At 39.7% G+C, this 12,181-nt stretch carries 14 protein-coding genes; 1 reads left to right on the forward strand and 13 read right to left on the reverse strand.

The features are described from left to right. Window position 1: 1 nt before the first annotated feature. From trpC to nudC, 7 genes are all read right to left on the reverse strand, one after another. The gene (gene trpC, locus B5Y67_RS07555; protein WP_088225843.1) at window positions 2–784 is read right to left on the reverse strand and encodes an indole-3-glycerol phosphate synthase TrpC; all 783 of its coding nucleotides are present in this window, start codon (window positions 782–784) and stop codon (window positions 2–4) included. Further along, window positions 781–1,803: an anthranilate phosphoribosyltransferase gene (trpD, locus tag B5Y67_RS07560; protein WP_088225844.1), complete on the reverse strand. Its 1,023-nt coding sequence runs from the start codon at window positions 1,801–1,803 to the stop codon at window positions 781–783. Before trpD ends, trpC begins: the two co-directional genes overlap by 4 nt. Beyond that, window positions 1,772–2,374, reverse strand: coding sequence for an aminodeoxychorismate/anthranilate synthase component II (locus B5Y67_RS07565; RefSeq protein ID WP_088225845.1), 603 nt, complete (start codon window positions 2,372–2,374; stop codon window positions 1,772–1,774). Before B5Y67_RS07565 ends, trpD begins: the two co-directional genes overlap by 32 nt. Continuing rightward, entirely contained in the window at window positions 2,374–3,843 is a 1,470-nt protein-coding gene (gene trpE, locus B5Y67_RS07570) for an anthranilate synthase component I (protein ID WP_088225846.1), read from the reverse strand. Before trpE ends, B5Y67_RS07565 begins: the two co-directional genes overlap by 1 nt. A gap of 694 nt (window positions 3,844–4,537) precedes the next feature. Then, a complete protein-coding gene (locus B5Y67_RS07575; protein WP_088225847.1) occupies window positions 4,538–4,927 on the reverse strand; it encodes a tRNA-uridine aminocarboxypropyltransferase in 390 nt (129 codons plus the stop codon). A 66-nt stretch (window positions 4,928–4,993) separates the two neighbouring features. Continuing rightward, window positions 4,994–5,317 carry a hypothetical protein gene (locus B5Y67_RS07580; protein WP_088225848.1) on the reverse strand — a complete coding sequence of 108 codons (324 nt, stop codon included), beginning with the start codon at window positions 5,315–5,317 and terminating at the stop codon, window positions 4,994–4,996. A gap of 84 nt (window positions 5,318–5,401) precedes the next feature. Further along, on the reverse strand, window positions 5,402–6,229 hold the full coding sequence (nudC, locus tag B5Y67_RS07585) for an NAD(+) diphosphatase (protein WP_088225849.1): 828 nt from the start codon (window positions 6,227–6,229) through the stop codon (window positions 5,402–5,404). Window positions 6,230–6,493: 264 nt separating this feature from the next. On the opposite strand from nudC, the gene B5Y67_RS07590 reads away from it, so the two are divergent. Next, window positions 6,494–7,084 (forward strand): hypothetical protein, encoded by a 591-nt coding sequence (locus tag B5Y67_RS07590; protein ID WP_088225850.1) that lies wholly within the window; start codon window positions 6,494–6,496, stop codon window positions 7,082–7,084. A gap of 745 nt (window positions 7,085–7,829) precedes the next feature. Here B5Y67_RS07590 and B5Y67_RS07595 read toward each other — a convergent pair. The 6 genes from B5Y67_RS07595 to thiE all read right to left on the reverse strand — a co-directional run bounded on the left by B5Y67_RS07595 (window position 7,830) and on the right by thiE (window position 12,070). Next, window positions 7,830–8,021 carry a ferredoxin gene (locus tag B5Y67_RS07595; protein ID WP_088225851.1) on the reverse strand — a complete coding sequence of 64 codons (192 nt, stop codon included), beginning with the start codon at window positions 8,019–8,021 and terminating at the stop codon, window positions 7,830–7,832. Between the two features lie 89 nt (window positions 8,022–8,110). Next, entirely contained in the window at window positions 8,111–8,437 is a 327-nt protein-coding gene (locus B5Y67_RS07600; RefSeq protein ID WP_088225860.1) for a NifB/NifX family molybdenum-iron cluster-binding protein, read from the reverse strand. Window positions 8,438–8,468: 31 nt separating this feature from the next. Continuing rightward, the gene (locus B5Y67_RS25270) at window positions 8,469–8,621 is read right to left on the reverse strand and encodes a hypothetical protein (RefSeq protein WP_170932626.1); all 153 of its coding nucleotides are present in this window, start codon (window positions 8,619–8,621) and stop codon (window positions 8,469–8,471) included. Between the two features lie 711 nt (window positions 8,622–9,332). Further along, on the reverse strand, window positions 9,333–10,277 hold the full coding sequence (locus B5Y67_RS07610; protein WP_088225853.1) for a sensor domain-containing diguanylate cyclase: 945 nt from the start codon (window positions 10,275–10,277) through the stop codon (window positions 9,333–9,335). Window positions 10,278–10,712: 435 nt separating this feature from the next. After that, window positions 10,713–11,150 carry a hypothetical protein gene (locus B5Y67_RS07620; protein WP_088225855.1) on the reverse strand — a complete coding sequence of 146 codons (438 nt, stop codon included), beginning with the start codon at window positions 11,148–11,150 and terminating at the stop codon, window positions 10,713–10,715. Window positions 11,151–11,485: 335 nt separating this feature from the next. Continuing rightward, window positions 11,486–12,070, reverse strand: coding sequence for a thiamine phosphate synthase (gene thiE, locus B5Y67_RS07625; protein WP_088225856.1), 585 nt, complete (start codon window positions 12,068–12,070; stop codon window positions 11,486–11,488). Between the last annotated feature and the right edge of the window lie 111 nt (window positions 12,071–12,181).

The following is a 12,181-nucleotide window of genomic DNA, read 5'->3' on the forward strand; positions in this document are numbered from 1 at the left end:
CTTAATTGTCCCCCCGCAGCAGGGCAAGCTCTTCTTTTTTATGACGGCTGCGCATCAAGGTTTCCCCGATCAGAACGGCGTCGGTCTTATTGGCCTTTAAGACAGCCACATCCTCCGGCAATTTAATGCCGCTTTCCGAGACAAAGAGAATGTCTTTAGGGACTAATTTACGCAGCCTGATACTGGTGTTCAGATCAACTTCAAAGGTTTTAAGGTTACGGTTATTGACTCCGATCACTCTGGCCCCGGCCTGCAAGGCCGAGCTGACCTCCTCTGCAGTATGAGCTTCCACAAGGGCACTTAAGCCCAAACTATGAGCAATTTCCAGATAGGTTTTGAGTGTATCCGCAGCCAACAAAGCGCAAATGAGCAGGATAGCAGAGGCCCCAATGATCTTGGCTTCGTATATTTGATAGCTGTCCACAATAAAATCCTTGCGCAGGAGAGGAAGCTTTACTTCCTGGCGAATCTCCGTGAGATAGCGGTCCTGACCTTGAAACCAATAGGGTTCCGTCAGCACGGAAATCGCTGCAGCGCCTGCCGCTTCATAGTCCCTGGCAATCTGTAAATAGGGAAAATCTTGAGCAATAATTCCTTTAGATGGTGACGCTCTTTTTACCTCACAGATAAAAGATAGTCCCTCAGCTCTGAGAGCCTCTTCAAAGGGAAAGCCTGTATTGGGATCTAAAGCCTTGGCTTCTAAAATAATTTGCTCTTCCGTTTCTTTTCGTTTCAGTTCAGCGACTCGCTCCACGGTTCGCTGCGCTATTTTCTCTAAAATCAATGTCCCAGCACCTCGTTGGAAAGTCCGGCAAATTCTTCAAGCTTGCTGAAAGCTGCGCCGCTGTCGATAAGATCTTGGGCAAGAGGGACAGCAGCCTGAATCGTCGCAGCCTTGTCAGCCAGGTACAAACAGAGAGCAGCATTGAGAACGACAACATCACGTTTGGCACCCCGCTCAGAACCGTTTAAGATATTGCGGGTTATCTGAGCATTTTCTTCAGCATCCCCTCCAATGAGCTCCTCCAAATTACAATAATTAAATCCTAATTCCTGAGGGTCCAGATAATAACTTTTAAGGTTCCCATCCTCTATTTCACAAACCTTCGTCCTCGTGGTCAGCGTTGCCTCATCTAAGCCATCACAACCGTGAACCACCATGCCCCGCTTGACACCGAGATTGGAAAGCACCCTTGCCAAAGGTTCCACAAGTTTCTCGTCATAGACACCCATTAACTGCCGCTTAGCCCCGGCAGGGTTGGCAAGAGGGCCAAGGATATTGAAGATTGTGCGGACGCCCATCTCACGCCGTACAGGAGCACAGTGTTTCATTGAGCTATGATAGGTTTGAGCAAACATAAAACACAAATTAATAGATTCTAAAATTTTGCGGCTCCGCTCAGCAGAAATAGCGATATTAATGCCCAACTTTTCTAATACATCGGCTGCTCCGCTTTTACTGGAAACACTACGGTTGCCGTGCTTGGCTACAGGGACTCCCGCGGCAGCAACAACAAAGGCTGTCGTTGTCGAAATATTAAACGTCCCCGCCTCGTCTCCGCCGGTGCCTACAATATCCATAACGTCGTGAACCTGATCAAGGTGCAGGGCTTTTTCACGCATGGCCTGAGCGCTGGCGGTAATTTCATCAATACTTTCGCCCTTCATCCTCAGGGCGGCGAGGAAAGCGCCCATTTGGGCATGGGTAGCGCTCCCATCCATCATTTCCCCCATAACCGTCTTGGCCGTCTCAAAGTCCAGGTCTTCACCTTTAATGACCTTGTATATTGCTTCGGTTATCATGCTTATTCCCCCTCAAAAAATTTTCCATAATGGTTTTCCCCTGTGGTGTGAGGATCGATTCCGGATGAAACTGAACGCCATAAACCTTGTAATCCTTGTGTTTAACGGCCATTATTTCCCCGTCATCCGTTCGGGCGATGACCTTTAGTTCCTTGGGTATGGTTTCTTCCAGAGCGGCCAGAGAATGATAGCGCGCTCCTGCGATAGTATCCGGCAAGCCTTGGAAAAGCGAACAATCCGTATCTATCTTTATTGTCGATTGTTTGCCGTGCATTAGCTCTCGAGCATAGGACACTGTGGCCCCGAAGGCTTCGCAAATCGACTGATGGCCTAGGCAAACCCCGAAGACAGGGATTTTGCCTGCGAAATATCTGGAACTCTCAATACAGACGCCGGCGTCCGCCGGTTTACCCGGCCCGGGAGAGAGAATAATTGCTTCAGGTTCCAAAGCCTCGATTTCCGGTATGCTTAGTTCATCGTTGCGAATGACCTTAATATCAGGATTGATGGAACCAATAAGTTGATAGAGGTTATAGGAAAAACTATCATAATTATCGATTAAGAGAATCATCAGTCGATAACCTCCTCAGACATTTTAAGAGCTTTCATGACAGCTTGGGCTTTGTTGAGGCATTCTTGATATTCCTTTTCCGGCACACTGTCGGCAACAATACCGGCTCCGGAACGGACAAAGATCTTACCGTTCTTTTTAAAGACAATGCGGATGGCAATACAGGTATCTAAGTTGCCGGTAAAATCGATATAGCCAATGGCTCCCCCGTAGATGCCGCGCTTATTATTTTCAAGTTCATTGATAATCTCACAGGCTCTGATTTTAGGGGCCCCAGAAAGCGTGCCGGCCGGCAGTACAGCATCAACAGCATCTAAAGCTTTTTTATCCTCTCTTATTTCCCCTTTAACCGTCGATCCGAGATGCATAACATGTGAGAAACGCTCGATCGACTGATATTTTTCAACCTTAACGGTGCCAAATTTGCTGATTCTGCCCAAGTCGTTTCTGCCCAAATCCACCAGCATATTATGCTCGGCCAATTCTTTAGGATCGGAGAGCAAATCTTTTTCGTTCTGAATGTCCTCCTCAGCATTTTTTCCTCTTGGTTTAGTTCCTGCCAAAGGAAAAGTGAAGAGTGTTCCATTTTGAAGTTTAACTAAGGTTTCCGGAGAAGCGCCGGCAATTTCCAAATCATTGCTGGAGATATAAAACATATAGGGAGATGGGTTTAAGGTTCTCAGCACACGATAAGCATTAAGAAGGCTGCCTGCAAAATCTGCTTCGAAACGATTTGAGAGCACGACTTGAAAGATATCCCCTTCATGGATATAATGCTTACCTTTGTTTACCATCTCGCAATATTCGTTTTCCTTAAACAACGGGCGAAATTCGGAAGTGACTTTACCAGGTTGAGTTTCTCGATAGACCCCGTGTTTGATGAGGTCAGCCATGGCTTCGATTTCCTTGACAGCCTTGCTATAATTTGAAGCAAGTTTATCCGTTCTTACATTGGCGATAAGAATGATTTTTTGTTTCAAGTTATCAAAAGCAATGACCTTGTCAAAGAGCATTAAATCTACATCTTTAAAGCCTTCCTGATCTTCCGCATCCAGTTTGAGGGAAGGTTCATTGTATTTGATATAATCATAAGAAAAATACCCTACCAAGCCGCCGGTAAAAGGCGGCAGGTACTCTAACCGCGGGCTTTTATTGTCATCAAGGATCTGTTGAATATACTCTCGGGGGTGTTCCGTGGTCTGAGAACTGATTTTCGATAATGATTTGGTAGTGATCGTTCCGTTTGTACAGGTTACTTCCAGTTTGGGATCAAAACCTAAAAAGGTGTAACGTCCCCACGTTTCGGCGCTCTGAAGACTTTCCAGCAAAAAACAGTGACTGCTGACGCCTTTCAGGATTTTCAGCACTTCGATGGGAGTCCTGATATCCGAGTATATTTCACGGCTGACGGGAATCAGGTTGTAATCTGCTGCAATTTCTCTGGCTTCATCTAAGCTTGGTCTGTACATAATTACCTCCTTTGAACATGCTCTTCGTTCATGGACGGGAGGGCCTTGTTTTCAAACGTCAAAAAACCCGTCCAATGACTATAGTCAAGGACGGGTTGAATTCAATACAATACCCGCGGTGCCACCTTGCTTCACGGAAAAAAATTCCGCACGCTTAACAGAATACCATCATATTCCTGGCAACTGACGTATGCCTTCACGTCGCGAAATACTTGGTCAAAGCCTTTGATCGCGCCCTCCGTGGTCCATTTAACAATCTGCGTTCTGCCGGTTCACAGCAACTCCGGCTCTCTGGAAGTGCACGATTTGTTTTTATCTCCACTTCAACGGTTTAGGGTGAGTTATTTAATTACTATGTATCATACTCATCTTGTTTGGATTTGTCAACCGCAAATCATCAAGAATTTTACAGAATTTCTCGAGCTTTTTCATGCAAATTTTCAAAGTCATGAACATCTGCTGGACATGCTGAATAGCATGTATTAGGAATCCTCTCGCACTTAAGATTAGCACAAAATAAAGGAGTGAACTATATGATTATAACGGCATTGATTATTATAATTGTCCTGTTGTCAATAATCATCTGGGAACTGTGGGTATTACGCAAACTATTGAGACCTCATGTGCCACCCCAACCTTTCCATTTTTAGACGGTTCGGCCTAGGTGCAAAGCCTAGGCCTTTTCTTTTTTTACCTATTCTTTCGGTGGATGCGAACTGGCCCCTGCATTATAATGACACAGAAAGATGTTGAAATAATTCTCTGCAATTTGCTGCTGCTCTATCTCGCCTGTAATTTTCAGGATTTCCATTGCTGCTTCAATAGTGCACAAAGTTCCTTTAATTCTGCCTCTCCACAATAGAAATCTCGATTCCCGAGAAGGCTTGATCGAAACTACAGGAAGATCGTTTAAGCAGCTGCTCTTTCTGACAATTTTTCTCGCTTCTTTCCATGCCCCATCTATTAAAACAAATCCCTTCTCATCTTTCGGAAAATCTTTAGTAGTATTTGTGTCAAGATCCTCATTCTCATTAGGAAAAAGCAAATATGCTCTGCCACTATAATCTTTTATATTTTCTAGCAGCTTTCATATAACCGTGTTATCTTTTTAACCGTAAGATTCTGCTTCATTCTTTTTATAACATCCAAATCAATGACCTATTTTAGCTAATGCTCGTTTACCATAATCAATGCTTTGAGTTAGAGCATTTTGGAAATTTGTTTGAGCTTGCTTATAATTAATGGTTTTAAGTTTCTGAGTAACATTACCGATCCCGCTTTGCACTGTAGTTTGTACTTTACCATTAGTAATGTTTTTTAATGGTGTTTCCTGAGTCAAGTTCAGAAGTAGGAATAGGGCCAAAGCTAACACTGCCAATAAAAATATTCCTTTAACTATAAATCGTATAAATTTTACAACTATAAATACTCCAATAACGATAGCTGCGATAATCAAGATCATGTTTGTTGTCATCGTTAACCTCCAAATATAGGTCTCCTTTAATATCCTTGTTCTTGCCCATATAATACGTAACACGTAATACCGTAATCAGTTTCCTCAAGACCTTGCCTGTTTATCTTGGCTTTCAACAAACCAATCAATTAATCGCCGGGCTATGCTCCCTGTTTTTGGTATTAAAGGCATATTTTCTATAGCAAACCATCCGGCATCGATGATTTCTTTATTATCAATTATTATGTCCCCGCTCGCATATTCAGCAGTAAAACCGACCATTAATGAATCGGGGAATGGCCAGGGCTGACTGCCGAAATACTTGATATTTTTGACCTTAATGCCTACTTCTTCCCTGACTTCCCGTTGCACACACTCCTCAAAGGTTTCCCCCGGCTCCACGAACCCTGCTAAAACGCTATAGAAACCGCCTTGAAAGCGGCTTCCCTTGGCCAATAAAATTTCATGTCCTTTAATAATCGCCACAATAATTGCCGGAGAGATTCGTGGATAATTGACAAACCCACATGAAGGACAAATTTTAGCTCTTTCATCGTACTTATTCTCTGTTTGACCTCCGCACCGGCTGCAGAATTGATGGGTATAATCCCAGAACAATAGTTGGGAAGCTTTTCCCGCCAAAAAAAATAATTCGTCTGGAATTTCGCCCAGTAACTGTCTAAGATTTATACATGTCATCTCCTCCGGTAAAACCGTCTCCTGACTGAGCTCCGCAATATTTAACAAATGCCCGTCTGCTCCTTCAATTTGCTGGCTTCGAACTAAATAATTTTTCAATTTATAGGACTCAATTTCTGAAGGACTAAATTGCAGTTTCCTATCTAGAGTGACAATTTTGTTCCCTTTAAATAATAACCAAGTAGCTGTTAAATTTTTGTCTGGTTCAGAAAAATATCCCGCTTCAAAATGCACTTGCCATCCTCTTTTCTTCACATGATTTCATAACGTTCTCACATTGGCTATCTAATAATTTAGTATTATCATTTTTCTACTTTACAAGCCTTAAGCATTTTGTTAAACTAGTCACACTTTTTAGTCTTAATGTAAGAAATGCTCCATTTTTATATAATCATAGTACCGTTAAGATGCATTGTCACGTTAAAAAGTATAATTAATCTGTTTTAGTTACAGTTATTAAGAACTCAACAACAGAAGATTAGAGAGAGGGATTTGCGAATGATAGCAGAATTTACTATTATTAATGACCCTTTACGCCCAAGTATTTGTACCAATCTCTGTTCAGTTTGTTGCCGAAATGCTGCAAATGATCCTGAAAAATTAGGTTGTTGCTCTTATGAACCAGAATTTTGTCTTTTCGATTTAGTATTTTTATATCTAAATTATCCAGATATCTATACCTTAATCTTAAATGAGGGTCAAATAATCGAAGGCTATAACGGAATAATGGTGGAAATGAAATCTAGTTTTAATCATTGTCCCTTTGCAAGTAATACAGGTTGTATTTTACCCAAAGACGCCACGACACCACTGTGCCGTTTATATGTTTGCCGGGAAGCAGCTAAATTTGGACCGCCGCAAATTGAAGCAAGATTTGATGAATACTTTTCAAGCAAAGAATATCATTTCAATAATTATTTAAATAGTAAACTGGTTTATGAAGAGGGAATGACTAGCTCGAGTTTAGATAACTTTATTAAGGAATGTTCTCAAATCATCAAGGCTATGCTATCGGGAGTCAATAGAAATAACCCGCCAACAGAAACTTTTACGAAGGAAATACCAATTGAAGATTTCAGGTTATTTTAAAAGGGACTACCACTTTTTTAAAGTGATAGCCCCTTTTGACTTGATTTCTATGAATTTTTCCCAGTATTCTTATCCATGACTAGTCTTTAATTGCTGAGGTTTAATTATATAATTGTGCTTACTGAAATGCCTGCGAATCAGTTTCGAAATGTGATAACAAGAAGTAGCAATTACTACAGCGCAGGCCCCAAGAAAAATAGCTAACATTATCATCGAAATCCATGCGAACATATACAACGCCTCCTTTATAGCTTTAATTCAAGGTCTTGAAATAGCATTCCCTAAGGAAAAAATCTTAATTAGCTGGGGGATAAGTGCGGCCTACTGAGTTATTATTTATGAGATAGTGTTTACATTCACATTCTCAAATACATTTAGATGCTTATACTTTATTAATATCTTTCTCACCATTGATCTTGTGTAAAGGATAACATTCTCAAAGTCTAAAGTCTATAGTTAATCGCTATCTTACCAATTAATATTTTTAATAATCATTGGTCTGGATAACTCTCTTTTTTCAGTAAACATAATAGCACTAAACTCCATTTGCGGAGTAGTGCTATTTGAGACAAGCCTATCCTCCAAAGGTGTTGCTCCTAACTCAAATCAGCAAATCATGATTTGAAATTATTAGGTTCTTTGCCGATTGCACTTTTTATTTTCTTCTTTAATTATAGAAATAAAAGAAAGCTGTATTAAAGGATGTGATCACACCCTCTCTACAGCTTTCCTCTTTTCTTATATACTACTCTTCAATAGAAATACAATGTGCAGGACAACCCTGAGCGGCTTCTTTAGCAGCTTCCTCACATTCGCTGGGGACTGGAGTTGTATAAACTTCTGCTAACCCATCATTACCCATTCTGAATACCTCAGGACAAAAGGCAGGGCAGGATTCACACCCGATACATTCATCTTGATTTACTTCAGCAATCATTAATATAACCTCCTTAATTTGTTCTCCCTGAGTAAAAAATAATAGTTACCAATTACTACTATATAAGAATTAGAGCCTTTTTTCAAATCTTAATGGCCACATTCGTTATGTTGCATATGTTCATTACAAACAGCACCGTTAGTTTTGAGAGTACCTTGCAGATATTGCTCTGCAACGCTCTGGGCATGTCCCCCGGCGCCTGTTATCACTTGAATTCCCTTTTCATTAAATATTTCTATTGCGCCACCGCCCATACCACCTGAAACAATAACTTCTACTCCTAAGTCATTTAAAAAGTTGGGTAAAAAGCCAGGCTTATGCCCAGGGTTTAGTAATGATTCGACGTTAACAATTTGATTATTTTCCACAGAAAAAATACTGAAACTACGGCAATGACCAAAATGCTCGGCAACCATACCATTATCACTGGCAACTGCAATTTTCACTTTAGAATACCCCCTTATGTTCTTGCAGTAATTCTTTCTGTGTCATAAATTTGTCAATGTTCTGGTCTACAGGATTTGCTCTGTTACAAACCCCGGTTTCTTTTCCCCTAGAGAGTCCTCGTGTCCTTTGCCCCATCATATTTTTCCCTGGCATTCGGATTACCCCCTTCTTATTATTGACATATACCTTTTTGGTCAATTATACTTGATTTTGAACATATGTCAATAATGATTTTGACTAATTCTTTTTCCTCTATTAATACTCGATAGAATTAGCAAAATCGCTTGAACATAACATTGCCATGGAAAGGAGAGGATTATAATATGCTTTCCTGAAGATCCAAAGGATACAGGAATTTTTGTTTATGAATTTCCAGTTTCCAGTCCTACTTTAACGTTATCTGCTGAGGCAATAAAAATAGCACTCAACACGTTTAACGACCGCATATTTAAAAATTACAAACTTCAATTTGAAATTGTGAATTATGGAACTGACACAATTTGTTTAGAGGGCCCAACAACAGTAGAACAAACTCAATTTTGTTTTCATTTTTGTAATACAAGACAGGGTATTTATTTGGAGCGGCTTATATTACCCTCACAGTATATGAGAAAGAGAATTGGGTCTTTTTGTGTTCAATGGCTGCAAGAATTTGCTCGTGATTTTGGCTTCAAATACATTGTTCTCGGTTCAGTTGCCGAAGCTCGCTTTTTCTGGACCAAAATGGGATTTAGATCTCTTACAGCAAAAGAATTATATAAATTCCCTGGTTACCAAGGACGATACACTCACTAGCATAGACCAGCAAACGTTATTTACTTGCGGTGGTCTAACAAAGTACTGAGTAATTATGTGACATAAAGCTTAGCAGGAGACAACTCTGTTTCGACCTTTAGACTTCGCTTCAAATAATGCTTTATCCAGCCTTATTATAACTTGGTCAGTATTTTCGTTTGGTTTATATTCCCCAACTCCTAAACTAATGGTTATTTTTTGTCCTATTCCAAAGTCATGTTCTTGGATTACGCTTCTTATTTTACCGGCAACCTTTCTCGCGTCCTCTAACTCCGATCCATTTAGAATAATGATAAATTCTTCTCCGCCCCAACGAAATAAGCGATCTGTTTTTCTAATATTCATCAATACTAAATCAGAAATATGCCGTAAAATAAGATCACCCATTTTATGCCCATAACGATCATTGATCATCTTAAAATGATCAATATCAAAGAATATCAAGGAAAATGAGATGTTATGATTTTCCTTATCCTTAATGACTAGGTTAAGATCATCATTAAATTTTCTGCGGTTATATACCCCAGTCAAGGCATCCAACGTTGCCATTTTTTCAAGCTTATTATTCATAACCTTTAGCTCATTAATATAAGTTTTCAACTGACTTTCATACTCTTTTTTTTCTGTTATATCACGGGTTGTCCCTATGTAACCGATGAATCGTTCTTCTTCAAACATCGGCTTAGAAGATACTTCAAACCATTTGACAAATCCGTTCTTACAAACAAATTGGACATCATATAAGATTATTTCTTCGGAATCTCCATCTATTCGTTTTTGGACACGCGGCATGGACTGATTGATAAACTGATTTCTAGACTCTTCAGCCAAAAACTCCGGCATTTTATGTCCTATTAAATCACCAGCATCATAACCTGTCATCTCCTTAACGTTTGGGCTTACAAAGGTAAAAACGAAATCCTTAGTCATTTCCCAAACTACATCTTTAATATTTTCAATGATATACTTATACCGATTAAATTGATGGTGTTGAAAATTCATATCCTCTTCCATTGACAACCCTCTTTAATTTCAGTATCTTTTGCAACAAATCAACCCTGCTTGCTTATCTCATTTTAAGTTATTCCTTGAAATTACAAATTTCAATTCAACATTTTTCCTAAATATTCCTTCTTGAATGTCCAATATGTAACAAAAAAGTAACATTCTCAGGAAAGTATTTTAGTCTTCTCGAGAATTCAGACTAAAGCAGGGTAACAACAAAGGAGCGCTGCAAACTGAATCCTTGGGAAGCTGACTTTTGATGTATACAACGCTAAAAAAGCCCAATATAAATGATTTTCTTCGAATTGCTATCATTTTTCTGCATATTAATTGTATCTTACAGTTTAGCTGGGAAAATAATTTTGACTCTAAGAAGCGAAAAAATAACGTCTATCTTTTAAAGACGTTATTTTTTCGCTTCTTGATATATTTTCTTTTTCAAGATCAGGCTGTTTGCTGAACGCAAAGTCTAGGATACCTAAACCCTGCATCTTTGGCCATAGCCAAAAATAGATCTTTGTCACAATCAACCGTAATTTTAAAATAGGACAATTCCTTAAAGTGAGTATCTGTACACTCTCGAATATCGACCTGCCATTGAATTCCCAGTCCTTTAGTAAAGGTCAATATCCTCGCCAAATATTCGAAACTTACACGAACCATACCCAGGGGAGTTACATCCTCATCATTTTGAGCAACAATTTTATTAATTACTTGAATCTCCATTTTTTGAGGTATCTCGCCGCCTGTTTGAATAAGTTTTGTAATTAGATCATTATAAACTTGTTGATACTCTTGGAGTTCCTCTTCTCTTAGTTCTCTTACACAACTGTCTTGACCCTTTAACGTAAATCGTTTTATAAATTCGGCACATTTTTTCATAGAAAGTCCCTCCTTGTTAAAGTTCTAACATTCACATGATCTTCTCGAAAAATCTAAAATCTATATGTGATTTACTATTCCTTTTTTCCACCTTGATCTTACTTAAATGGTACCACCGGAAATGGTTTCGTGTCTATAGTATCGATTTATCTTGACAATCAATTATTTATATTCCAATCCATTGTGTTCTTCTCAAATATAGCAGCCAAAAACTTATTAAGCCATTGACGGCCGAGTGTCCCTTCTCGCCGTCAATGGCTTCAGGGACACTCGACCAATCCACACTACCTATTTTCATTCTTCCTATAGCGTATTAAGCGATATGAGGAGTCTTATCAAACTTTCTTTTTCAAGATGCTGCTTAACCTCATAATAGTACCGTGAATATCCTCACTGCCAACAATCTCGGTAACTAAGGCCACAGTCTCAGCGCCGTTTTTGACTACGTCAGATAAATTATGCTCCTTGATTCCGCCAATGGTAACAAAAGGAATATTCAAGTTTTCAACCACATAACGCAGGTATTCTAAACCGACGGGAGCACAGACGTCGGTTTTCGTCTGAGTTTTATAAATTGGACCAACACCAATATAATCCGCTCCTTCCCTTACTGCAGCTTGGGCTTGTTCTGGGGAATGAGTAGACAGACCAATTATGCGATTCGGCCCCACAATCTCTCGCACAACCTTAACAGGCAGATCGTCTTGGCCAACGTGAACCCCGTCAGCATCAACAGCTAGGGCTAAATCGAGATGATCGTTGACAATAAATAAGGCTCCAGCCTCACGAGTCATCTTTCTTAAAGCCAGACATTCTTCATACATAGCCTTCATCTTTTTCGATTTTTCCCGATACTGCAGAATTTTTACACCGCTCGTAAGAATCTGCTTGCCTACTTCTACGTTACTGAAGTTTCGCACCTAATAAATCAGCTCTAATTCCGGCTTAATTGGGTCAAACAGATATAAAAATTCCGCATGAACACAGGGTTTTGGTATAATTTGATTGCGTACAAATCTACCAAAATTGAG

The sequence above is a fragment of the Desulfosporosinus sp. FKB genome, from assembly GCF_002196705.1.
Classification (GTDB): Bacteria; Bacillota; Desulfitobacteriia; order Desulfitobacteriales; family Desulfitobacteriaceae; genus Desulfosporosinus.